Genomic DNA, 22,599 nt, shown 5'->3' on the forward strand with positions numbered 1-22,599 from the left:
ATGACCGAGATGTCGTACCTGGACGGCAACATGCTCGACGGCCCGATGCGCGAGCTGTTCACCGTGGACCTGAGCAGCGCGACGGGCCGCTGCGAAAGCTGCGGGATGACCGGCTCGATGGCCAGCCTGCACGTCTACTCGCACGCCCCGGGCCTCGTCGCCCGCTGCCCGTCCTGTGAGCAGGTGATGCTGCGGCTGGTCCGCGGGCCCGACCGGGCCTGGCTGGACATGCGCGGCACCACGTTCCTCCAGGTGCCGATGCCGATGGAGCAGCCCTTCCCCGGGCCCCTCTGACCGATCCCGGTCGGCGTTGCCCGGCGGAGGCAGAGTGGCCGGATGAGCGCCGGCCGATGGGGTTCCACACCGCTGGCGGCCCTACCGTGGCGCACGATTCGCACAAGTTCAGGGATGTTGCTGCCTCCAAAGCACCCGAGGCAGCAATTTCGCTGAAGTTGCGCAGATCTCGACCGTGTCCCCGAGGGCGGGTCGGCGTGGCAGAGCGGCGGGCGTCCTCATTCTCGGCCGGCGGCGACGAATGGCACTTCCTACCGTGCCGTTCCGGCGAGCAGCCACCGCCGGACGGGGATCTCCAGCAGCACTCGCTCGCTGCCCGGGCCGACCTGTCGGCTGACGTCCCAACCGTCGTACTTGCTCGCGAACGCCTCGACGACCGTGCTCGGGAACCCGTCGCGGTGTACGCGTGCGGCGCCCTCGGCCACGACCGGGGCGTCGCCCCCCTCCAGGGCCAGGGACACCCGTGGATCGGCCAGGGCGTTGCGGACCTTGACGCTGCGGCCGTCGGTGCCGATCCACCAGGTCCCGGCGATGTGGACGAACCAGACCGGCGTCAGGTGGGGGGAGCCGTCGCGCCGCACCGTGCACAGCCAGACGTTCCGCTCCCGACCGAGTCGCACATCGACGTCGGCCGGCAGGATTGAGGGGGATGGGCTCACCGGGCCAGTGGATCACAGCGCCGCGCGACCTGCCGAATACTCGGGTGCGGGTGACCCGGCTCGTCCCTAGGCTTGCCGCCGCACGGACTGCTCGGCATGCGGTCGGATCGGAGATGAGCGAAGCGATGACGTCCCACCTGTTCGCGATCAGCTACGACGCAGCCGACCCCGTCCGTCTCGGGCGGTTCTGGGCCGGGCTCCTGGGTCGCGAGATGGTCGATGACCCACGGGACGGCGTCCTGGTCCTGCCTCACGCTGACACCGAGCTTCGACTCCGCTTCGTGCCGAACCAGCAGCCGAAGACCGTGCAGAACCGGATGCACCTGGATCTGACCAGCGGTTCCCTGGAGGAGCAGCAGCGGACGGTGGCCAGGGCGCTGGAGCTCGGCGGACGGCACACCGACGTCGGTCAGCTCCCGGAGGAGAGGCACGTGGTGCTCGCCGACCCCGAGGGCAACGAGTTCTGCGTGATCGAGCCGGGTAACAACTTCCTCGCCGGCTGCGGGTTCACGGGGGCGCTCGCCTGCGACGGTTCGCAGGCGGTCGGATACTTCTGGAGCGAGGCGCTGGGATGGCCGCTGGTCTGGGACCAGGACGAGGAGACCGCGATCCAGTCGCCCCTCGGCGGCACGAAGATCACCTGGGGTGGGCCGCCGATGGCGCCCAACGGCGGCAGGGACCGGCTGCACTTCGACGTGGCACCACCTGCCGACGGTGACCAGCAGGCCGAGGTCGACCGGCTGCTCTCGCTCGGGGCGACGCTCCTGACCGACGGCCGGAGCGACGCGGGCCGGGTGCTGATGGCCGATCCCGACGGCACCGCGTTCTGCCTGCTCAAGCCCCGACAGTCGGGGTCTACTGCGTGAAGTAGGCGGCGCTCTGCGCGTCTGCCGGGTAGTAGGACTCGATGGCGATCTCGTCGATCGTGACGTCCATCGGGGTGCCGAACGTGGTGATGGTGGAAAACAGGCGCAGCTCCCGTCCGTCGATCCGGAGGATCATCGGGATCACCACGTCGGCGTCGACCCGTTGGCCCACCGTGTCCTCGGGCACCTGGTGCAGCAGTTCTTCGTAGAGCGCGGTGAGTTCCACGTCGGGGGCGATGGCGAGCTGGCGCGAGATCCGGCTGCGGAACACCGCCCGTACGTCTGACAGGTTGACGACCAGGGAAGCGAGCCCGCGCGGGTCCAGGCCCAGCCGCACCAGGTTCACCGGTGGTCGCAGCAGATCGGGCGCGACGCGCGCGAAGAACGGGTCCACCGCGCGGTTGGTCAGCACGATGTTCCACCGGCGGTCGAACGCCAGCGCCGGATACGGCTCGTGCGCCTGGAGCACCCGTCGGACCGCGTCGAGGGCAGCCGACAGAGCGGTGTCGTCGAGCGGACGCTCGGCGTACCGGGGTGCGAAGCCGGCGGCGAGCAGCAGCCGATTGCGATCCCGCAGCGGGACGTGGAGCTGGTCGGCGAGCCGCAGGATCATGTCCGCGCTCGGTGTGGACCTCCCGGTCTCGACCAGGCTGACGTGACGAGCCGAGACGTCCGCGGCGATCGCCAGGTCGAGCTGGCTGAGCCCGCGGCGCTGCCGCCACTGCCGCAGGAGTGCCCCGACCGTGTACACGACCAGGAGCGTACTCATCGTCGCGCCGTACGCCATGAAGTGCGATTTCATCGACAACCGCCGCGGCCGTGGAAACACTGGGGCCCATGACCACTGAGAACAAGGGCATCGTCCAACGGGCGCTGGCGGGGCTGATCGAGACGGGCGACGTGGACACCCTCGCCTCGTTCCTCAGCGACGACTTCCTCCACCACCGGTCGGATTCGACCAGCTCGACCAAGGTGGAATGGCTCGCCGCTGTCCAGGCCGCGCTCGGCCCGACCGCCGGCATGCAGGTCGAGATCCTTCACCTGCTGGCCGACGCCGATCACGTCGTGGTGCACTCGCGACGTTGGCTACCCGACGCGGGACCGGAGATCGTGGTCGTCGACGTCCTGCGAGTCGCCGACGGGCTGATCGCCGAGGTGTGGGAGATCATCGAACCCGTGGCCCAGGCCGCCGCCAACGGGACGTGGTGGGAACCAACCCCCGGTGACCGGGGCGACGGCCGGTAACCGGTTGGACAACGGCGGCGTCGGTCGGTCAGAGTGGTCCGCCGTGAGGTACCTGCGTACCGGTGGTCCCGCCGCGATCCGGCGGCCCCGGCCCACCGACTCCGACGAGTTCATCGCCGCCGTGCGGCGCAGCAACGACCTGCACCACCCGTGGTTGGTCGCGCCCGGCAGTCCCGAGGAGTACGACAGCTACCTGCGCCGGATCCGCCGCCGGGACAGCGCCGGCTACCTGATCTGCGACCGGGCCAGTGGCGAGATCGCCGGCTACGTGAACATCAGCGGGATCGTGCTGGGCGCGCTGCGCGGCGGGTTCCTGGGGTACGCGGCGTTCCGGCCGTACAGCGGGACCGGGCACGCGTCGGCGGGCGTCGCCCTGGTGATCGACCACGCGTTCACCGCGGTCGGGCTGCACCGGCTGGAGGCGAACATCCAGCCGGGCAACGAGCCGTCCCGGCGGGTGGCCCGCAAGCTCGGTTTCCGGCTGGAGGGGTTCTCCCCGGACTACCTGTTCATCGACGGCGCCTGGCGCGACCACGAGCGTTGGGCGATCACCGCGCCAACCCCCGCCTGACCGTCGGCCCGGCTGGGCCGGCCCAAGATCCGCGCAAGATCGGGGAAAGTGCTGCCTCACGAGCTGCTGAGACAGCAGGATCCCTGATGTTGCCCGGATCTTGGGGTCGGCCCGGCGGCGGGTGCCACCGGCGGAGGGGCGCAGCGTCGCGTCGGACGTTTGTCGAGGGCTCCGACGGGAAACGGCCCGCAATGACGAAACCTCGTGTGGTGATCGTGGGGGCCGGGTTCGCCGGTTACCACGCGGCGAAGACGTTGAGCCGGATCGCCCGGGACCGGGCCGAGATCGTGCTGCTGAACTCCACCGACTACTTCCTCTACCTGCCGTTGCTGCCCGAGGTGGCGGCCGGGGTGGTCGAGCCCAAGCGGATCGCGGTGCCGCTGACCGGGACACTCAAGGGCGTACGCGTGGTGATCGGCGAGGCGGACCACGTCGACCTGCAGAACCGCTGGGTCGGTTTCACCCAGGCCGAGGGGGAGAAGAACCGGCTGGCGTACGACCGGTTGGTGCTCGCCGTGGGCAGTGTCAACAAGCTGCTGCCCATCCCGGGGGTCACCGAGTACGCGCACGGTTTCCGCGGTCTGCCGGAGGCCGTCTACCTGCACGACCACATCGTTCGTCAGATCGAGCTGGCCGAGCAGGCCGAGGACCCGGCCGAGCAGCGGGCCCGCTCCACGTTCGTGGTGGTCGGTGCGGGCTACACCGGCACCGAGGTCGCCGCGCACGGGCAGCTGTTCACCGACGCGCTGCACGCCCAGCGGCCCCGGCTGACCCTCCGCCCCCGCTGGATGCTGCTCGACGTCGCGTCGCGGGTGCTGCCGGAGCTGGACAAGCGGATGTCGGACACCTCGCACAAGGTGCTCAACCGGCGTGGGGTGGACGTGCGGATGGGCACCTCGGTGGCCGAGGCGACCTGCGACGGGGTGAAGCTCACCGACGGCGAGTACGTGCCGACCTGCACGCTGGTGTGGTGTGTGGGGGTGCGCCCCGACCCGTTCGTCAACGAGTTGGGTCTGCGGACCGACCGGGGTCGACTGGTCACCGACGAGTTCCTCAACGTGCCCGGCTATCCGGAGGTGTACGCCTGCGGCGACGCCGCCGCGGTGCCCGACCTCGTCAACCCGGGCAAGGTCTGCGGGATGACCGCCCAGCACGCGCAGCGGCAAGGCAAGCGCGCGGCGTACAACATCGCCGCGTCCTACGGTTTCGGCAAGCGCAAGCCGTACAAGCACCACGACCTGGGCTGGGTCGTCGACCTGGGTGGCAAGGACGCGGCGGCGAACCCGTTGCAGGTCAACCTGGCCGGGCTGCCGGCCAAGGCGGTCACCCGGGCGTACCACCTGATGGCGATGCCGGGAAACCGTACGCGGGTCACCGCCGACTGGGCGCTGGACGCCGCGCTGACCCGGTCGGCGGTCCAGCTGGGGTTGGTGCCGGCCAACGCGGTGCCGTTGGAGAGCACCTCACCCGAGGTCGCGACGCGGGCCAGCTGAAGCACGCACCACCCGGCCGGTCAGCCCTGCGGGGCGGGGCCGGCCGGTCGGCGTGACCGCGTTTCCGGACCGGCCGGTGGGGCGGGCCGGAGTCGGCGTGGCCCGTACTCGCGCAGCAGTGTCTGCACGATGCCGGCGGCGGGGATGGCCAGCAGCGCGCCGAGCAGGCCGGCCAGCTCCGCGGCGAGCAGCACGCTGACCAGCACGGTCAGCGGGTTGAGCCGGACCGCCCGGGACAGGATGAGCGGTTGGAGCAGGTGGTTCTCGACCTGCTGGTAGACCACGAAGAAGACGAGCACGACGATCCCGGCAGTGGGGGAGTGCAGGAAACCGGCCCCGGCCGCGATCACCGCGCCCAATGTCGCACCAACCAGCGGTATCAGGTCGGTCACCGCCACCAACAGGGCGATCACGGCCGCGAACGGCACCCCGGTGAGGGCCAGCACCACGTAGGTCAACAGCCCGCAGATCACGCTGATCAGTAGGTTGCCGGTGAGGTAACCGGTGACGGTGCGCGACATCTCCCGGCCGACCCGGCGCAGCCGGTCGCCCTGACCGTCCCCGGCCGCCGCGAGCAGGCCGCGGGTGATCCGCGGCGCCTCCAACACCATGAGGTACGCCAACACGACGACCGTGACCAGCCCGGCGACCGTCTCGACGACGCCGCGCAGCACGCCCACCGCGGGTTGACGCAGTCGGGTGCCCAGGTCGCGGAGCTGGTCGGAGTGTTCGCTGACGTACCGGCGCGCGCCGGTGCGCTCCAGCAGCTGCCCCAGGGGACCCCGGCCGGCGCGGGCGTCGTGCAGCAGCTCGGGCGCCCGGTCGGCGAACCGGCCCAGCTCCCCGAACAACGGCACCAGGATGAGCGCGCCCAGGAGCGCCACCAGCACGAACGCGGCGAGGAACACCAACAGCGTGGCCAGGGCCCGACGCCGGACGAGACGCCGTTGCAGCCGGTCCACGAGGGGCTTGAGCGCCACGGCGAAGAACGCGGCGACCACGACCCAGACCAGCACCCGGCGGGTCGCGTACACGAACGCCAGCGCGAACGCGGTCGCCAGGACCAGACCGATCACGATCAGGGTGTGGCGGGCGGTCACCCGATCGTCGGCGTTGCTCATCCGCCGCGCCTTCCCCGCGCTCGTCGTCGGAAACCCGGCATTGCGGGCGCGACGGTGTGTTCTGGTCCAGACGCGAGCCGACAGGGCGTAGGTGCTCAGCGGTCGTCGTCGGTGACGGGGTGGGCGCCGGCGACGAAGGTGTCGAGCGCGGCGGCGTGCAGCAGACCGCCGGGCACCGGGTCACGCAGGGCCGCCACCGCCAGCCGCCCGACCGGCAGGCCGCCGGGCCGCGACGTCGCGGCCAGCACCAGGTTTCCGTACCGCCGGCCGCGTAGCATCCGCCGGTCACCGAGGATGCACACGTCGGCGAAGACCGCCCGCAACGTGGCCACCTGCGCCCGGGTGCCGACCAGTGGCGGCAGGTCCGTGACGTTGACCAGGTACGTCCCGTCCGGGCGCAGGGTGCGGGCCACCTCGGCGGCGAACTCGACCGTGCGCACGTGCCGGGGCATCTGGGCCGCCCGGTAGATGTCGGCGATCACCAGGTCGTAGGAACCGGCCGGGGCGGCGGTGAGCGCGTCCCGGGCGTCGGCGACCTCCACCCGCACCTGCGGCGGCAGCGGCGGCAACTCCCGGGCGACCAGCTCCACCACGGCGGGGTCCCGCTCGACGACGCGTTGCGGGGAGCCGGGCCGGGTGGCGGCCAACCATCGGGGCAGCGTCAACGCGCCGCCTCCCAGGTGCACAACGCTCAACGGGACGCCGGCCGGGGCCGCCGCCTCCACCGCCGAGGCGATCCGTCGGACGTACTCGAAGTGCAGGTGCAGGGGATCGGAGACATCCACGTACGACTGCTCGACCCCTGCGGACAGCAGTGTCCGCCCGGTCCGGCGGACCGGGTCGGCGACCAGCTCCAGCCGGTCGGCGGCGCGGTTCATGACCGGCACGCTAGCCGAGCCCAGGGTCCACGACGCCGGTGGCCCGGCACGGCCGACGGGCCGGCGGAGCGGGGATGATCCCCGTCCGCCGGCCCGCCCGGGTCAGGACTGCCGGTCAGCCGCCGGCCATCCCGGCCCCCACCTCGTCGATCGCGTCGTCGATCTGGTGGGCGAGGTCCACGTCGAGCGCGGTCACCCCGTCGGCCTGACTGGTCCGTACGGTCAACACGGCGGCGGTGCCGCCGGGGCGTCCGATGCTCGGGCCGCGGCCGTTGTCCTGGCGCAGCCGGTCGAGCCGGGCGAGCACCCGGTCCAGGTTGTCCGGTGGCAGCGCGACCACCCGGTAGAGGCCCTGGCTGTCGCCGGCCCAGTACGGCAGGTCGTCCAGTGCCGCACTGATCTCGTCCGCGTCCAGGGTGGGCGTGGTGGTGGAGGCGCCCACGAGGCCACCACCGGCCTCCGGTGGGTTCAGCAGGTCACGCAGACCGTCGGGTACGTGCAACGACTCGACCAGGTCGCCGTCCTGTTCGGCGAGCGCGGCGATCGTCGCCTCGGCCTGGTAGCGGGCCTGCTCCGGGGTGTTGCCGCTGATCCGGCCCACCTCGGCCAGGAAGCCCGGGAGGTCCTGGTGCCGCTCGATGCCGTCGACCGGCAGCACGTCGTGCAGGGACGCGGGCACGGCCGCGAGCAGCCGCTGCCGCTCGGCCGCCTCCAGCGCGAACGCGAGGACCAGCACTGTCGCCTCGGTGCCCACCTTGGCCGTCTTGAAGTCGACCCCGGCCCGACGTCGGACCTCGTCGACGAGGTCGTGGTAGCCCATGGTGCTCACGCCGGCCGCGCCGCTGGGCGGGGACGGCTGTGGCCTCGGGTTGTCGGCGGTGCCGAGTGGCGGCGGCGCCGGCCCGCCACGCGTGCTGTCCGGTTTGTGCAGCCCGGCGGCCGGTGGCCCGGCCCGCTTGCCCGAATCGAGGCTCTTGAGCTGCTTGGTGGCGCTCAGGCTGGCGCCGATCTCACTGGGCTGGCGATTCTGTTCCCGGGCCTGCCGGGCCAGTGCCCGGCGCCTCTGGTTGTCGCCTTCCATCTGCTTGCGCATGCTGGCATCCCTTCCGCTGGGGACAGTGGCTGCTCCGGTCGCGTTCCCGCCGTCCCCGAGAAGGAAACGGAGGCCGCCGGCCGGGTCGGACCGGCCTTCGCCACGCTTCATCCGGGCGGGGTGAGGGGTGCTCACCCGCTCGGCCCGCACGATCAGCTCAGGACCGGAGTTCTTCCGAGGTACGCGGAAGGAAGGTCGTCATGAAGCAGATCGTCGAGATCGTCCCCGCTCGACCGGGCTGGTACGCGCGCTGGCAACTCACGCCCGAACTCACCAGGTGTTACCCGGTGAGCCTGTGGGCGCTGCTGGAGGAGGCCGACGGGACGGGCCGCGAGGTGGTCGGCATGGACTGCATCGGCCAGTGGCCCGGCGCGGACGACAACGAGGCGGGTGGGCAGTTCGTCCGCTACCTGTACCAGACGCCCGATTCGGGACAGCCCGAGGACGTCGAACCGCCCTCGACCGGCGAACTGCGCGAGAGCGGCCCCCGGCTCCAGCCGGTGACGGCACCCTAGACATTCCTCCGGCCCCCGACCCCAGGTCCCAGGGTCGGGGGCCACCCCGTCCCGGGGTGACCGGAGATCAGCCGGTGGCGCGCAGGTCGCCGACGTGCTCGACGGCCAGCAACTCGGTCAGGCCGGTGCGGTCGAGCATCCGCTGCAACTGCGGGCTGACCCCGGTCAACCGGATCGCCCGGGCGATCCGCTGCACCACCAGCAGCGCGCTGAGCCCGGAGGAGTCGCAGAGACTCACGCGGGTCAGGTCGATCAGCACCTCGTCGTCGCCACTGAGGTCGGCCGCCACGGCGGTCAACTCGGGCGCGGTGTCGTAGTCGAGCTCTCCGATCAGCTGAAGGAGGACGTGCCCGGCGTCGAGCCGGGTCGTCTCGATGGTCAACAGCTGATCGGACATCCCACCATGTTCCCAGCCCTGCGGGAGAACGCAAAGCCGGGGGCGACATCCGCGCGTCCAAATCGACCGCCCGGCACCCTTCAGGCCGTGGTGGCGACGCTCGGCAACGGCGCTGAGGTGCCGGTTTCCGCGTACCGGCGTAGGGTGGTCGGAAGACTTTTGACCATGGACGCCGGTTCCGGCACGGGTTCGGGTGGACGACAAGGAGTGAGGCTCAGCTGGTGACTGCTACCGACGTCAGGGACTGGGACCCGGGCGACGGACGGCTTCCCACGCCGAGTACGACACGGTCCCCGGCGTGGTCCGCCGACGTCACGCCCCGATCCACCGCCGCGCTGCCGCCGCTCGCCCCCGACCGGGATCCGGCCGCCCCCGACTGGTCCGAGGTCGTCGAGCACTTCCGGGAGGGCCTTGTCGTCTGCGACGCCGACGGCGTCGTACGACACGTCAGTCCGGTGGCCGAACGACTGCTGCCCGAGGTGACGCCCGGCGAGCTGCTCAGCGCGGCCGGTGTGCCCGGGCTGAGCGACGGCGACGCCGGTGGCTTCACCCATCACGGGCGCCGGCTCACCGCCCGCCAGGTGCCCCTCTCCGGTGCCCGCTGCTGCTGGTACGTCGAGGACGTCACCGACAGCGTCAGCCGCGCCGACGCGCTGCTCGCCGAGCGGGCCCGCTCGGCGTTCCTGGCCGTGGTCGGTGACAAGCTCGGCAACCCACTGCACCCCGACCGGGCCGCTGCCGCGGTCGTCCGCCTCGCCGTGCCGACCCTGGCCGAGGTGGCCGTGCTCGTGCTCGCCCCCCGTGGCGGTCGCGCCCGCTGGTGGCGGGCCTCGCGCTCCGACGACGAGGCCCCGACGGTCGACAGCGGCGTGCTGGCCGGCGGGGACCTGCCGACCGCCATCGCCGACGGGCTGACGGGGGCCGAGCCGCACGCGGTCGACTGGCTGGTCGAGCAGGCGGTCGACGCCGGCTGGCTGCCCGGGCTCGCCGGCACCGAGAGCGCCGCCCGGGTCGTCCCGCTGCCCGGCCGCGACGCGCCCGTCGGCGTGCTGCTGGTGGCCCGCCGCTCCACCCGCTGGTACGACGAGGCCGACGTCGAGCTGGCTCGCGCGTTCGCGGCCCGTGCCGGCGCGGCCCTGACCACCGCCCTGCTCTACCGCGACCAGGCGGAGGTGGCCGACACCCTCCAGGCCAGCCTGCTGCCGGTCGAGCCGGCCGAGGCCGCGGGCGTGCAGTGGGGCACCGCGTACCGGCCCGCCCAGGCGGGGCTGCGCATCGGCGGCGACTTCTACGGCTCGCACCGGCTCGCCGACGGGGGCTCGGTGTTCTTCCTCGGCGACGTGTCGGGCAAGGGCGTCGAGGCGGCCGTCTTCACCGGCCAGTTACGCCAGTGCCTACAGGCGTTGCACCGGTTGGAGTCGCACCCCGGGCGGTTGCTGCGGCTGCTCAACGACGCGCTGCTGGAAACCACCCAGGCGCACGGCCAGGGCCGCTTCGCCACGATGGTGCTCGGCGTGGCCCGCCCACAGCGCGACGGCGGCCTGACCCTCACCATGGCCGGCGGTGGGCACATGCCGCCGCTGGTGCTGCGCAACTCCGGTGAGGTGGAGTCGGTGCCGCTGAGCGGCATGCTGATCGGTGTGGTGCCCGACCCCCGCGTCGGTGAGGTGACCGTACGGCTCGCGCCGGGGGAGACCTGCCTGCTCTACAGCGACGGGGTGACCGAGGCCCGGGGTGGCCGCCGCGGCGACGAGCAGTTCGGCACGGAACGCCTGGTCGCCGCCGTGACCGGCTGCCAACGGATGCCCGCGCCGGCCCTGGCCGAGCGGGTCGAGCAGGTCACCTGCGACTGGTTGGCGCACGGGGACCACGACGACATCGCGGTGCTGGCGCTGCGGGCGACCGGTCCGGGTGGTCGCGGGTCGCGGCACCTGCACTCGGTGCCCGCGCAGGCCGGTGCCGACCGACAGAGGGAGACCGACGCGTGACCGCTGCCACGACGGCCGCCGATCCGACCGACGCGTACGCCGGCTATCTGGACTGCCTGGCCGACGCCGACGAGTACGCAGCGATCGACATGGCGATCGGCCTGCTCGATGCGGGCGTGCCGGCGGAGCGGGTGCTGCTCGACCTGGTCGCGCCCGCGCAGTCCGAGGTGGGCGAGCGCTGGGCGCGCAACGAGTGGAGCGTCGCCCAGGAGCACGCCGCCACGCACATCAGCGAGCAGGTGGTGGCGGCGGTCGCCGCGCATGCCAACCCGCGCCCGACCGGCGGGCGGGTGGTGGTCGCCTGCATGGACGGCGAGTGGCACGCGCTGCCGCCCCGGCTGGTGGCCGAGGTGCTGCGGTTGCGTGGCTGGCAGGTGACCTTCCTGGGCGCCAGTGTCCCGGCTGCGCACCTCGTGTCGTACCTGCACCGCTACGACGCCGACGCGGTCGCGTTGGCGTGCGCGTTGCCGATGCGGTTGCCGTACGCCCACCGGATGATCGAGGCCTGCCGTCGTTCCGACGTGCCGGTGGTGGTCGGTGGGCGTGGGTTCGGTGCGGACGGTCGGTGGGCGCGCCGGCTCGGTGTGGCCTGGGCGCCGAACGCGCCCGCGGCGGCCGAGCTGATCGCCGACGAGCGGGCGCTGCGCGGGGTGCCGCCGGCGCGGCTGGCCCACCTGGCCGACGACGAGTACGCGAGCCTGGTGCGGCGTCGTGGCGAGCTGATCGACAGCGCGTTGGCCGACCTGCGGGAGCGGGTGCCGGCGACACGGGCCTACAGCCCCACCCAGTTGGACGCGACGGTGAGCGACCTGGGTCACATAGTGGATTTCCTGGCCGCGGCGGTCTACGTCGACGACCCCTCGTTGTTCACCGAGTTCGTGGAGTGGCTGTCGGAGATCCTGCTGAGCCGTGGGGTGCCCGCCGGCGCCGTCGCCCAGCCTCTGGATCACTACGGCGTCGCGTTGCGTGACTTCCCCCGGGCGGTGCGTGTGCTGGCCCTGGGGCGCGCCGTGCTGCCCGCCGCCGACCGCTGACGGACCCGTCGCCGGCTACCAGGGCCGGTCGGCGGACGAGCCGACACTGCGTATACTTGCCGCACTGCAAACGTCCCACCCCAGGGTGGAGCGAGGGGGAGAACGGTGACGTTCAGCGTCCGCCACGTCGAGCGCGACGGCGGTGTTGCCTGTCTGCGCCTCACGGGCGAGCTGGACCTGAGCACCGCTCCCGAGCTGAGTGCCGCGATCGACCGGCTCTCCGCCGCTGGCGAGACCCGGGTGCTGCTCGACCTCACCGACCTCACGTTCTGCGACTCCACCGGGATGGCCGTGTTCGTCCGCGGCGACAACCGGGCGGCGGCCGAAGGCGGTTGGCTGCGGCTCACCGGCGCCAGTGGCCGGGTCGAGCGGGTGCTGCGGGTCACCGGCCTGGCCGACGTGCTGCGGTACGAACCGGAGGCGGTCGACCCCGCGTCGCGCAGTGCCTCCTGATGGGCTACATTTCCCCGCCAGCGCGGTGACCGTCCGGTCCCGTCCCGCCGACCCGAAGCAGGTAGTGATGGGCGCAGACAGCGCGCAGCCGGTACGCATCCTGGTGGTCGACGACGACCCGGGCGACGTGCTGATGATCGAGGAGGCGTTGGCGGATTCCGACGTCGACAAGGTCATCGACGTGGTCAGCGACGGCGAGGAGGCGATGGAGTTTCTCCGCGCCGAGGGCCGGCACGAGCACGCCCGCCGCCCGGACGTGATCCTGCTCGACCTGAACATGCCGCGGATGGACGGTCGGCAGGTGCTGGGCGCGGTGAAGCAGGACGAGGATCTGCGGACCATCCCGATCGTCGTGCTGACGACCTCCAACGCCGACACCGACATCGTCGGCAGCTACACGCTGCAGGCCAACGCGTACGTCACCAAGCCGATCGACCTGGACGACTTCAACGACGTGGTCCGCCGCATCGACGAGTTCTTCGGCCGGGTTGTGGTGCTGCCCAAGCGCGTCTGACGCGGGCCCCGCCGCGCACGCATGCTGAACATTTTTCCCGAACCCCCTCGGCCGTCGCCCTCTGGGCCGAGGATCCAGGTGGGGAAGTAACAGCAGCTGCCTGGGGGGCGACAGTATGAGGTTCTCCGTCGTTGAGACCGGCTACGACCAGCGGCAGGTGGATTCCTGCCTGGACGAACTGGGGATCCGGTTGTCCCGGCTGGCGGCGCGGGCGCAGGGTGCCGCCGGAGCGACCCGGGAGTGGGACGAGATCCGCGAGGAGGCCACCTGGCTCAGCGGGCTCCTGCAGAGGCTTGACCTCGGTGACACCTCCGCCGGCCGGCACGCCGGTGACGGCACCCGGCGTGAGGCAGCCGACCTTCGGGCCCAGGCCCGTGCCGAGCTGGCCGAGGCCCGCGAGGAGGCACGGCAGGTGCGGGAGCGGGCGTACGCGGACGCCGTGCAGGCCCGACGGGACTTCGAGGCGGCGCTGTACGTCCGCCGGCGACGTGAGGCTCGGGTGGACGAGATCCTCAGCCAGGTGACGGAGGACCAGGTGCCCGCCGACACCCCGACCGCGGCTGCCGGCGTGCCGGGAAGTCGGGTGGGAGTCGGCGGGCAGGACGCGGGCGCGGAGCAGCCGCCTGGCCGTCGCTGACGCCGGAAGGCCGTTGCGTGGGTGCCCGGCTCAGGCGGTGAGCGCCGCCACGACGGTGGTCGCCCGGTCCTCGTGCTGCGCGTACGCGTCGGGGTAGGCGGAGATCTGCACGGACTGGGCGGCGTAGGTGATGCTCATGTCCTGCCAGCCGGGGATCTCGTTGAGCGCGGTGTAGAAGGCCCGTGCGGCGTACGACGGGCGCATCAGCTCGGCCACCGTGCCCCAGCCGCTGCTGGGTCGCTGCTGGAACAGCCCGACCGAGTCGTGGTCGGAGCCACTGCCCTGGTTCGGGTAGTTCGCCGACTCCGGCAGGACGTCGCTGGCCAGGTTGTAGAGGTTGCTCTCCTGCATCGCGGTGGCCAGTGCCACCACCAGGGCGCGGCGCGGCATCTTCATGTCCAGGCCGACGTCCACGATGATCTTCGCGTTGTCCATCTGTGCCTGGTCGAGGCCGGCGACCGGTCGGGGTCGGCGGGGCTTGACCGGCTTCTTGGGCGCCTTGCGGACGACGGTGGGGCGCGGGGTGGGCGACGCCGCCGTCGGGCTGGGCAGGACCCGCGCGGGGGCGAGGTCGCGGTCCAGCGACCGGGAGGCGCGCTCGTCGGCGATGGCGGCACGGTCGGCCACGGCCTCGGCGAGCGGCTCCACAGTGCGGGGCGCGTCGTCGCTGCCCCGGGCGGTGGCCACCGCGACGAGGCCGAGACAGCAGGTGACACCGGTGGCCAGGGCCACCCGCACCGGGGTCGAGCCCAGCAGGGTGCGCCGGGGCGGTTCGGGGACGCGGTGACGGCCGATCGTCCGTTCGGTTGATGCGGCGTCGCCCGGTTGGGTGGTCGGGCGCGCGTCGGTCAGCTTCTGGTCGGAGGGGTCGTCGGGATGCACCTGACGAGGCTAAAGACCCAATTGCTCGATATCGCCTGCCCGTACAGTGGCCTGCGCCACAGTTTGTCCCGATCTTGGGGATTTCCGGGGGCGAAGGTGCAGCAAGAGCGATCAACCTCGTGGATCGGGCCAGACGGGTATTACCGATTTGCTGGGCTAATGCGACCACGCCACCGCGATTGGCGTCCCGCATGAGACCGCGCGACAGGCTCAGCCGAACGGTCGGTGCCAGTTCCCTCGAACGGTCCGCAGCGCCTCGCCCGCCTGCCCATCGGGAGCCGTCGTCACCCGGATCTCAGTGTCGACCGTTCTCCGCCGGCGTGACGGTCAGCCGGTGCCTGCTGGTGTCGCCGCTGGAGAACGGCCAGAGCCGGTCGGCGTACTCGACAAGGTCGGCCAGTTGATCCCGACTCAGGCCGGCGGACGAGATCTCCGCGTGCACGTCGGCCCGGTACCGGCCGTCGTCGTCGCGCCCCAGCTTCGCCTCCGCCCGGACCTGGACGGTGTGCGCCTCGTCGGTGATCTCCCCGGCCACCTCCACGGCCGCGTGGTGCAGGCAGGAGGCGAAGGCCGCGGCCAGCAACTGTTCCGGGGTCAACCCGGTGCAGTGCGGCGCCAGCGGCGAAGCCAGCGCGGTGGAGAGCCCGCCATCGTCGGTGCGTACGTGACCGCCCTCGGCGGTCGCTGTGGCCTCACGCAGCCAGGAACTCTTTTCCGGCATCGCGTTTCTCCCGTCGCTCACCGGCTCGGCTACCCGGCCACCTCCCGGCGAAACGCCGGAGGCCCTACCGGCATCAGCGCCCGGCGCTGCGGTAGGACTCGTCGAACACCGCCACCGCCTCGGTGGGCTCCGCTGCGGCCCGTTCGGTCCACGGTGAGGTCGGAGCCGCGTGGCGGGCCGTCGGGGTCATCATCGGCACGTACACCCGGGCGTCCACCGCCTCGGCCAGCAGCAGCGCCGCGACCAGGCTGGTGGGACGCTGCCCGGGCTCGTCGGCAAGGCAGGAGTGGCACAACTCCACCACCTCCGGCGGGAGCCCGTCGATCTCGGGCAGCGGCTCCGGTGGCTGACGTCGGCGTACGCCGAGCAGTTCGCTGGCGGTGACCGCGTCGTACGGCAGGCGGGCGGTGAGGCTGTAGTAGAGCAGCACTCCGAGGGCGTACATGTCGGCTGCCGGGGTGGCCGGCTCCCCGTCCAGCTGCTCGGGCGCCAGGTACGCCGGGGTGCCCAGCACGACTCCGGTCGGCAGCGGGTCCGGTGCGCCGGCCGGGATGGCGATGCCGAAGTCGAGCACCTTCACCCCCGCCGGGGTGAGCATGACGTTGGCCGGTTTGACGTCGCGGTGCACGATGCCCTCCGCGTGCGCGGCGGCCAGCGCTGCGGCGACCTCCGCGCAGACCCGCACCGAGATCCGCCAGTCCAGCGGCCCGGCCCGCAGGTGCGCGGCGAGCGTCTCACCCTCGGCCAGCTCCATCACGATGTAGGGCACCGGCCGGCCGGGCCAGGTCGACGAGGTGCCGAAGTCGTGCACGCTCGCCACGTTCGGGTGCACCAGGCGGGCGGCCGACCGGGCCTCCGCGCGGATCCGTTCCACCGGGCCGTCCTGGTCGCCCGGGCCGGGCAGGATGAGCTTCACCGCGACCGACCGGTCGAGCACCTGGTCGTGTGCCCGCCACACCTCGGACATCCCACCCACGCCGATGCGCTCCTCGAGCTGATACCGCCCGTCCAGCGTGCGCATCGATCACTCCTCGTCCCCGCCCCGCCGACGACGGGTGCACCGGACGCGGTACCCGGGCTCCGAGCTGGGCAAACCGCAGCGGCATTCCGGGCGACCCCCGCGCGCAGCGCGCTGCGCCGACGGCGGTGGGTGCGGTAGCTTGCGAGCCAGAGCCGGTGTCACCGATTGTGCCGGCACGGTCACCCGAGAGGGCGCTGCGATGAGCGAGGTCACCGTACGCTTCGTCGGCGGGCCCGCGGACGGTCTGGTCCGGTTGCTGCCGGCCGGGTCGGACGGCGCCCCACCACCACGTTGGATCATGCGGCACCCGGACGGCACCGGTCCGGTCCAGCCCGGTCCCGACCACCTCTACGAACGCGACCGGCCCGACGACGCGGGTGGCTGGAGCATGCGCTTCGTGCGCACCGACGCGTACGGGGTGTCCGAGTGACCACGAGGCGGGGCTGACCGGTGGCGACGCCGGCGTCCCGTCGGCCCGGCCGCACAGCTGGGGCACAGCCTCCGCAGGGGCGCGGCACAGGCGTCGCGGCCACGATGGCGGACATGGTCATGAACGGGCAGGGCGCGCCGAGCCGGATCGAGCTGCGCCGCCCCGACGGTGAACCCGTCCGGGTGCTGGTGGTCGACGACGAACCCACCCTCACCGACCTGCTGTCGATGGCGCTGCGCTACGAGGGCTGGCAGGTCCGCAGCGCCGGCAACGGCATGGCGGCGTTGAGCGCCGCCCGGCAGTTCCAGCCGGACGCCGTGGTGCTCGACGTGATGCTGCCCGACCTGGACGGCTTCCAGGTGCTGCGCCGGCTGCGCGAGCACGCCCCCACAGTGCCGGTGCTCTTCCTGACCGCCCGCGACGCGGTGGAGGAACGCATCGCCGGGTTGACCGTCGGCGGCGACGACTACGTCACCAAGCCGTTCAGCCTGGAGGAGGTGATCGCCCGGCTTCGTGCACTGCTGCGCCGCTCCGGCTTCGCGGTCGCCACCCGCGAGGACGCCGTTCTCACCGTCGGCGACCTCAGCCTCGACGAGGACAGCCACGAGGTGCGCCGGGACGGTCAACTGATCACCCTCACCGCGACGGAGTTCGAGCTGCTGCGCTATCTGATGCGCAACCCCCGCCGGGTGCTCAGCAAGGCGCAGATCCTCGACCGGGTGTGGAACTACGACTTCGGCGGCCAGGCCAACGTGGTGGAGCTGTACATCTCGTACCTCCGCAAGAAGATCGACGCCGGCCGTGCACCGATGATCCACACCCTGCGCGGCGCGGGCTATGTCCTCAAACCCGCCGAGTAGACGCCGCCCGCTGCGCGCCGCCCGCCGCTGGCTGGCCGGCCGCTCCCTGCGTACCCGACTGGTGTTTGCCCTTCTCGCGCTGCTGGCGGTGGTCAGCGTCGCCATCGGTGGGCTCACCACAGTGGCGCTGCGGCACTTCCTGATCGAGCGGCTCGACGCCCAACTGGCCCCCGCGACGGTCATGCGGGGTGACCGTCCGGGGCGGCCGGCGTTTCCGGGCACCGGGCCGGCCATCCCGCCCGGCTTGCCGTCCGGCACTGTGGTCGCCGAGGTCACCGGCGGCCGGGTGACCAGCGCGCGGACCCTGACCAACAGCCCGTCCAGTGACGACCCGTTCCCCGACGAGCAGTCCGTTCCGGTCGACGAGGTCGCCACCCTGGCCGACGTGCCGGTCGGCACCGAACCACGCACCGTCGACCTCGGCGCCCGCGGCGACTACCGGGCGGTCGGGCGGCAGTACTGGGACGGCAGGGTCCGCGTCGTCGCGATCCCCCTCTCCGGCGTCCAGGAGATCGTCTGGCGGATGGTCACCGCGCAGGCCGCGGTGGCGGCCATCGGGCTGGTCATCGCCGGGGCGGCCGGCGCGCTGATCGTCCGGGCCACGCTGCGCCCGCTCAACCGGGTCGCCGCCACCGCCACCCGGGTCACCGAGCTGCCCCTGGACCGCGGTGAGGTGGCCCTCGCCGTTCGCGTCCCGGCCGCGGACACCGACCCGCGCACCGAGGTCGGTCAGGTCGGCGCGGCGCTGAACCGGATGCTGGGCCACGTCGCCGACGCGCTCTCCGCCCGGCAGGCCAGCGAGACGCGGGTACGCCAGTTCGTCGCCGACGCCAGCCACGAGTTGCGCACACCCCTGGCCGCGATCCGTGGCTACGCCGAGGTGGCCCGGCGTGGCCGCGGCGAGGTTCCTCCCGACGTGGCGCACGCGTTGCGCCGGGTGGAGTCGGAGAGCACCCGGATGACCAGCCTCGTCGACGACCTGCTGCTGCTGGCCCGCCTCGACACCGGCCGACCGCTCGCGGTCGACCCGGTCGACCTGACCGCCCTGGTGGTGGACGCGGTCAGCGACGCGCACGTCGCCGGCCCCGAACACCACTGGCAGCTCGGCCTGCCCGAGGTCGCCATCCGGGTTCCCGGTGACGCCGCCCGGCTGCACCAGGTGGTGGCGAACCTGCTGGCCAACGCCCGGGTGCACACCCCACCCGGCAGCACCGTCACCACCACACTGGCCGTCGACGCGGGCAGCGCCGTGCTCACCGTCGCCGACGACGGGCCCGGGATACCGGCGGAGTTGCAACCGGAGATGTTCGAGCGGTTCGCTCGCGGCGACAGCTCCCGGTCCCGGGCGCACGGCAGCACCGGCCTCGGTCTGGCGATCGTGGCGGCCGTCGTGGAGGCCCACCACGGCACTGTCGACGTGGACAGCCACCCGGGGCGGACCGTGTTCACCGTCCGGTTGCCGAATCCCACAGCTGACGCATAGTCGGCGCACGGCGTCGCGCCAGCCCGGCCGTCGAGGCTGGCCGCATGGACAGAACCGAGACCCTGCCGACGGCACCCGCCGCACCCGAGCCGCCGACGGCCACGCGCCCCGTGGAGCAGCCGCCGCCGACGCGCCGATCCCCGGCCTGGGCCACGCCCGCGCTGGTGGTCCTGCTGCTCGCCACCGGCCTGCTCTACCTGTGGGGCCTGGGCGCCTCCGGCTGGGCCAACTCGTTCTACGCGGCGGCCGTGCAGGCCGGGTCGGTGAGCTGGAAGGCGTTCCTCTACGGCTCGTCGGACGCCGCCAACTCCATCACCGTCGACAAGACACCCGCGTCGCTGTGGCTGATGGCGCTGTCCGTGCGGATCTTCGGGCTGAACAGCTGGGCGATGCTCGTCCCACAGGCGCTCTGCGGGGTCGCCTCGGTGGGCGTGCTGTACGCGACAGTGAAGCGCTGGTACGGGCCGGGCGCCGCTCTGATCGCCGGAGCGGTCCTCGCGGTCACCCCCGTGGCGACGCTGATGTTCCGGTTCAACAACCCCGACGCGCTGCTGGTCCTGCTGCTGGTCGCCGGGGCGTACGCCACAGTGCGCGCCCTGGAGACGGCCAGCACCCGGTGGATCGTGATGGTCGGCGTGCTGGTCGGCTTCGGCTTCCTCACCAAGATGCTCCAGGCGTTCCTGGTGGTGCCGGTCTTCGCCGGGGTGTACCTGCTGGCCGCGCCGACCGGGCTGTGGCGGCGGGTCCGGCAACTGCTGCTGGCGGGCCTGGCGGTGCTGGTCTCCGCCGGCTGGTGGGTGGCGCTCGTCGAGCTGGTCCCGGCCAGCGCCCGCCCGTACATCGGCGGGTCGCAGGGCAACAGCGTCCTGGAACTCACCCTCGGCTACAACGGCCTTGGCCGGATCACCGGCGACGAGGTGGGCAGCGTCGGCGGCGGTGGCGGGCGGCCGGGAGGCGGCGGTGGCCCGTTCTCCGGTCAGACCGGCGTGCTGCGGATGTTCGGCGGCGAGATCGGCGGTCAGATCTCCTGGCTGCTACCGGCCGCGCTGATCCTGCTGGTGGCCGGCCTGCTGGTGGCCGGTCGCGCGGCCCGCACCGACCGCACCCGGGCCGGGCTGCTGCTGTGGGGCGGCTGGCTGCTGGTCACCGGCCTGATCTTCAGCTTCATGTCCGGGATCTTCCACGCCTACTACACGGTGGCGCTCGCCCCGGCGATCGGCGCGCTGGTCGGCATCGGCGTGACAGTGCTCTGGCGGCAGCGCCACCCACAGCCCGCACCGGGTGACGACGCGCCAGCCGGCTCGCGCTGGCAGCGGTGGCGTCCCCTCGCGGCCACGGCGACCCTCGCCGGCACCCTCGCGGTCACCGTCTGGTGGGCGTGGGTGCTGCTCGGGCGCAGCCCCGACTGGTACCCGTGGCTGCGCACCACCGTGCTGGTCGCCGGTCTGCTCGGCGCGGCGCTGATCCTGCTGGTCACCCGGCTTCCCCGCCGGTTGGTGCCGGTCGTCCTGGGCCTCGGCGCGGCGGCGGCCCTCGCGGGCCCGGTGGCGTACGCGGTCCAGACCGCGGCGACCCCGCACACCGGGTCGATTCCCAGCGCCGGCCCGTCCGTGGCGGGCGGGTTCGGGCGCGGCGGCTTCCCCGGAGGGCGACCACCCGGCGGCATGGGACTGCCGAACGGCGGCCAGTTCCCGGGTGGCGCGCAGAACGGCGGCGGCCAGTTCCCGGGTGGGGGCCGTGACGGCGGTCAGACGCCCACGTCCCCTGGTGGTGGTCGACAGGTACCCGGTGGGCAGGGACGCCCCGGCGGTGGGGGAATGGGCGGGCTGCTCGACGCCCGCGAGCCCAGTGCCGCCCTGCGTGAGCTGCTGGAGCGCGACAGCGCCGACTACACCTGGGTCGCGGCCACCGTCGGCTCCAACAACGCCTCCGGCTACCAGCTCGCCACCGGTGACCCGGTGATGCCGATCGGCGGGTTCAACGGCAGTGACCCGTCACCGACCCTCGCGCAGTTCCAGCGTCACGTCGCCGACGGCAAGATCCACTACTTCATCGGTGGTGGCGGCTTCCGGGCCAACGGCGGCAGCTCCGCCTCCCAGGAGATCGCCGCCTGGGTCACGGAGAACTTCACCGCGCAGACCGTCGACGGTGTCACCGTCTACGACCTGAGCACCGGCCGGGACGCGTCGTGACCGCGCTCAGCGGCCCCCGGGCCGCCGTCCAGGCCCGACCCGCCGCCGGTGCGGTGCTGGACGTGGTGATCCCGGTCTACAACGAGGAGACCGACCTCGGGTCGTGCGTACGGCGGCTGCACTCGCACCTGAGCGAGCACTTCCCGTACCCGTTCCGGATCACCATCGCCGACAACGCCAGCGTCGACGACACCCTGACGGTGGCCCACGGCCTCGCCGGCGAGCTGCCCGGTGTCGAGGTGCTGCACCTGGACGCCAAGGGGCGGGGGAGGGCGCTGTCGGCGGCCTGGTCCGCCTCGTCCGCGCCGGTGCTGGCGTACATGGACGTGGACCTGTCCACCGACCTGGCGGCGCTGCTGCCGCTGGTCGCGCCGCTCATCTCCGGGCACTCCGACCTGGCCATCGGCACCCGGCTGGCGCGTACCTCCCGGGTGGTGCGCGGGGCGAAGCGGGAGGTGATCTCCCGGGCCTACAATCTGCTGCTGCGCGGCGCGTTGGCCGCGCGGTTCTCCGACGCGCAGTGCGGGTTCAAGGCGATCCGCGCCGACGTGGCCGTCGAGCTGCTGCCGTTGGTGCGCGACACCGGCTGGTTCTTCGACACCGAGCTGCTGGTGCTCGCCCAGCGGGCCGGGCTGCGCATCCACGAGGTGCCGGTGGACTGGGTCGACGACCCGGACAGCCGGGTCGACATCGTCGCCACGGCCCTGGCCGACCTGCGCGGGATGGGTCGGCTGGGCCGGGCGCTGCTGACCGGCGCGCTGCCGCTCACCGACCTGCGCGCACAACTCGGGCGGGCGCCGCTAACCGCGCGGCCGGAGCAGCTCGACCGAGCGCCGCTGAGGCAGGTGCCGGTCGGGTTGCCACGGCAACTGGTCCGGTTCGCGGCGGTGGGGGTGGCCAGCACCCTCGCGTACCTGGTGCTCTTCGTGGCCACCCGGGGCGCGCTCGGCGCGCAGCCGGCGAACCTGCTGGCGTTGCTGGTGACCGCGGTGGCCAACACGGCCGCGAACCGGCGGTTGACGTTCGGCATCAGCGGTCGGCGGCACGCCGGCCGGCACCACCTGCAGGGGCTGCTCGCCTTCGGCCTGGGCCTCGCGTTGACCAGCGGGTCGCTGGCCGTGCTGCACGCGGCGCACGCCGCTCCCGCCCGGCCGGTGGAGCTGGCCGTGCTGGTGGCCGCGAACCTGGCCGCCACTGTGCTGCGTTTCGTTCTGCTGCGCCTCGGCATGCACCACCGGCGCGGCTGAGGAGG

25 protein-coding genes are annotated in these 22,599 nt (G+C 72.8%); 16 read left to right on the plus strand and 9 right to left on the minus strand.

The window, feature by feature from the left end; translation table 11 throughout:
* Positions 1-294 carry a DUF6510 family protein gene (locus tag GA0070619_RS10875; RefSeq protein ID WP_088947944.1) on the plus strand — a complete coding sequence of 98 codons (294 nt, stop codon included), beginning with the start codon at positions 1-3 and terminating at the stop codon, positions 292-294.
* A 251-nt stretch (positions 295-545) separates the two neighbouring features.
* Here GA0070619_RS10875 and GA0070619_RS10880 read toward each other — a convergent pair whose 3' ends face one another.
* Complete coding sequence (locus tag GA0070619_RS10880; RefSeq protein ID WP_088947945.1) at positions 546-953, minus strand: pyridoxamine 5'-phosphate oxidase family protein; 408 nt, start codon at positions 951-953, stop codon at positions 546-548.
* A gap of 125 nt (positions 954-1,078) precedes the next feature.
* Here GA0070619_RS10880 and GA0070619_RS10885 point away from each other — a divergent pair, with 125 nt between their 5' ends.
* Entirely contained in the window at positions 1,079-1,819 is a 741-nt protein-coding gene (locus GA0070619_RS10885) for a VOC family protein (protein WP_088947946.1), read from the plus strand.
* Here GA0070619_RS10885 and GA0070619_RS10890 read toward each other — a convergent pair.
* On the minus strand, positions 1,809-2,588 hold the full coding sequence (locus GA0070619_RS10890) for a helix-turn-helix domain-containing protein (RefSeq protein WP_197699634.1): 780 nt from the start codon (positions 2,586-2,588) through the stop codon (positions 1,809-1,811). The genes GA0070619_RS10885 and GA0070619_RS10890 overlap by 11 nt on opposite strands.
* Positions 2,589-2,656: 68 nt before the next feature.
* Here GA0070619_RS10890 and GA0070619_RS10895 point away from each other — a divergent pair, with 68 nt between their 5' ends.
* The 3 genes from GA0070619_RS10895 (at position 2,657) to GA0070619_RS10905 (ending at position 5,128) form a co-directional block, all read left to right on the plus strand.
* Positions 2,657-3,064: a nuclear transport factor 2 family protein gene (locus tag GA0070619_RS10895; RefSeq protein WP_088947947.1), complete on the plus strand. Its 408-nt coding sequence runs from the start codon at positions 2,657-2,659 to the stop codon at positions 3,062-3,064.
* A 43-nt stretch (positions 3,065-3,107) separates the two neighbouring features.
* Positions 3,108-3,635, plus strand: a complete 528-nt coding sequence (locus GA0070619_RS10900) for a GNAT family N-acetyltransferase (RefSeq protein WP_231927371.1) — start codon at positions 3,108-3,110, stop codon at positions 3,633-3,635.
* Between the two features lie 191 nt (positions 3,636-3,826).
* Positions 3,827-5,128 (plus strand): NAD(P)/FAD-dependent oxidoreductase, encoded by a 1,302-nt coding sequence (locus tag GA0070619_RS10905; protein WP_088947948.1) that lies wholly within the window; start codon positions 3,827-3,829, stop codon positions 5,126-5,128.
* A gap of 20 nt (positions 5,129-5,148) precedes the next feature.
* Here the strand turns inward: GA0070619_RS10905 and GA0070619_RS10910 are convergent, their stop codons facing one another.
* The 3 genes from GA0070619_RS10910 to GA0070619_RS10920 all read right to left on the minus strand — a co-directional run bounded on the left by GA0070619_RS10910 (position 5,149) and on the right by GA0070619_RS10920 (position 8,220).
* The gene (locus GA0070619_RS10910) at positions 5,149-6,249 is read right to left on the minus strand and encodes an AI-2E family transporter (RefSeq protein WP_088947949.1); all 1,101 of its coding nucleotides are present in this window, start codon (positions 6,247-6,249) and stop codon (positions 5,149-5,151) included.
* 95 nt (positions 6,250-6,344) lie between these two features.
* Complete coding sequence (locus tag GA0070619_RS10915; protein WP_088947950.1) at positions 6,345-7,127, minus strand: spermidine synthase; 783 nt, start codon at positions 7,125-7,127, stop codon at positions 6,345-6,347.
* Between the two features lie 115 nt (positions 7,128-7,242).
* Entirely contained in the window at positions 7,243-8,220 is a 978-nt protein-coding gene (locus GA0070619_RS10920; RefSeq protein WP_088947951.1) for a DUF2267 domain-containing protein, read from the minus strand.
* A gap of 200 nt (positions 8,221-8,420) precedes the next feature.
* Between GA0070619_RS10920 and GA0070619_RS10925 the strand changes: the two genes are divergently transcribed.
* Positions 8,421-8,735 carry a hypothetical protein gene (locus GA0070619_RS10925; protein ID WP_088947952.1) on the plus strand — a complete coding sequence of 105 codons (315 nt, stop codon included), beginning with the start codon at positions 8,421-8,423 and terminating at the stop codon, positions 8,733-8,735.
* A gap of 67 nt (positions 8,736-8,802) precedes the next feature.
* On the opposite strand, the gene GA0070619_RS10930 is transcribed toward GA0070619_RS10925, so the two are convergent.
* The gene (locus tag GA0070619_RS10930) at positions 8,803-9,132 is read right to left on the minus strand and encodes an STAS domain-containing protein (protein ID WP_088947953.1); all 330 of its coding nucleotides are present in this window, start codon (positions 9,130-9,132) and stop codon (positions 8,803-8,805) included.
* A 221-nt stretch (positions 9,133-9,353) separates the two neighbouring features.
* On the opposite strand from GA0070619_RS10930, the gene GA0070619_RS10935 reads away from it, so the two are divergent.
* The 5 genes from GA0070619_RS10935 to GA0070619_RS10955 all read left to right on the plus strand — a co-directional run bounded on the left by GA0070619_RS10935 (position 9,354) and on the right by GA0070619_RS10955 (position 13,758).
* Positions 9,354-11,120, plus strand: coding sequence for a PP2C family protein-serine/threonine phosphatase (locus GA0070619_RS10935; protein ID WP_088947954.1), 1,767 nt, complete (start codon positions 9,354-9,356; stop codon positions 11,118-11,120).
* Entirely contained in the window at positions 11,117-12,154 is a 1,038-nt protein-coding gene (locus tag GA0070619_RS10940; protein ID WP_088947955.1) for a cobalamin B12-binding domain-containing protein, read from the plus strand. The genes GA0070619_RS10935 and GA0070619_RS10940 overlap by 4 nt, the downstream gene beginning before the upstream one ends.
* A gap of 105 nt (positions 12,155-12,259) precedes the next feature.
* Positions 12,260-12,607 carry an STAS domain-containing protein gene (locus GA0070619_RS10945; protein ID WP_088947956.1) on the plus strand — a complete coding sequence of 116 codons (348 nt, stop codon included), beginning with the start codon at positions 12,260-12,262 and terminating at the stop codon, positions 12,605-12,607.
* A gap of 67 nt (positions 12,608-12,674) precedes the next feature.
* On the plus strand, positions 12,675-13,121 hold the full coding sequence (locus GA0070619_RS10950) for a response regulator (RefSeq protein WP_088951715.1): 447 nt from the start codon (positions 12,675-12,677) through the stop codon (positions 13,119-13,121).
* A 115-nt stretch (positions 13,122-13,236) separates the two neighbouring features.
* On the plus strand, positions 13,237-13,758 hold the full coding sequence (locus tag GA0070619_RS10955) for an ATPase (protein ID WP_088947957.1): 522 nt from the start codon (positions 13,237-13,239) through the stop codon (positions 13,756-13,758).
* Between the two features lie 30 nt (positions 13,759-13,788).
* Here GA0070619_RS10955 and GA0070619_RS10960 read toward each other — a convergent pair whose 3' ends face one another.
* The 3 genes from GA0070619_RS10960 to GA0070619_RS10970 form a co-directional block, all read right to left on the minus strand.
* Positions 13,789-14,640, minus strand: coding sequence for a hypothetical protein (locus GA0070619_RS10960; protein ID WP_172862024.1), 852 nt, complete (start codon positions 14,638-14,640; stop codon positions 13,789-13,791).
* 295 nt (positions 14,641-14,935) lie between these two features.
* Positions 14,936-15,361 (minus strand): OsmC family protein, encoded by a 426-nt coding sequence (locus tag GA0070619_RS10965; RefSeq protein WP_088947958.1) that lies wholly within the window; start codon positions 15,359-15,361, stop codon positions 14,936-14,938.
* Positions 15,362-15,434: 73 nt separating this feature from the next.
* Positions 15,435-16,382, minus strand: a complete 948-nt coding sequence (locus GA0070619_RS10970) for a serine/threonine-protein kinase (RefSeq protein WP_088947959.1) — start codon at positions 16,380-16,382, stop codon at positions 15,435-15,437.
* A 199-nt stretch (positions 16,383-16,581) separates the two neighbouring features.
* Between GA0070619_RS10970 and GA0070619_RS10975 the strand changes: the two genes are divergently transcribed.
* From GA0070619_RS10975 to GA0070619_RS10995, 5 genes are all read left to right on the plus strand, one after another.
* Complete coding sequence (locus GA0070619_RS10975) at positions 16,582-16,812, plus strand: hypothetical protein (RefSeq protein WP_088947960.1); 231 nt, start codon at positions 16,582-16,584, stop codon at positions 16,810-16,812.
* A gap of 119 nt (positions 16,813-16,931) precedes the next feature.
* Positions 16,932-17,672, plus strand: coding sequence for a response regulator transcription factor (locus GA0070619_RS10980; protein ID WP_370453086.1), 741 nt, complete (start codon positions 16,932-16,934; stop codon positions 17,670-17,672).
* Positions 17,650-19,155 carry a sensor histidine kinase gene (locus tag GA0070619_RS10985; protein ID WP_088947962.1) on the plus strand — a complete coding sequence of 502 codons (1,506 nt, stop codon included), beginning with the start codon at positions 17,650-17,652 and terminating at the stop codon, positions 19,153-19,155. The genes GA0070619_RS10980 and GA0070619_RS10985 overlap by 23 nt, the downstream gene beginning before the upstream one ends.
* Before the next feature lie 44 nt (positions 19,156-19,199).
* Positions 19,200-21,347, plus strand: coding sequence for a glycosyltransferase family 39 protein (locus tag GA0070619_RS10990; RefSeq protein WP_088947963.1), 2,148 nt, complete (start codon positions 19,200-19,202; stop codon positions 21,345-21,347).
* Complete coding sequence (locus tag GA0070619_RS10995) at positions 21,344-22,594, plus strand: bifunctional glycosyltransferase family 2/GtrA family protein (RefSeq protein ID WP_088947964.1); 1,251 nt, start codon at positions 21,344-21,346, stop codon at positions 22,592-22,594. The genes GA0070619_RS10990 and GA0070619_RS10995 overlap by 4 nt, the downstream gene beginning before the upstream one ends.
* The last annotated feature ends 5 nt before the right edge of the window (positions 22,595-22,599 follow it).

The organism is Micromonospora zamorensis (genome assembly GCF_900090275.1).
GTDB lineage: Bacteria > Actinomycetota > Actinomycetes > Mycobacteriales > Micromonosporaceae > Micromonospora > Micromonospora zamorensis.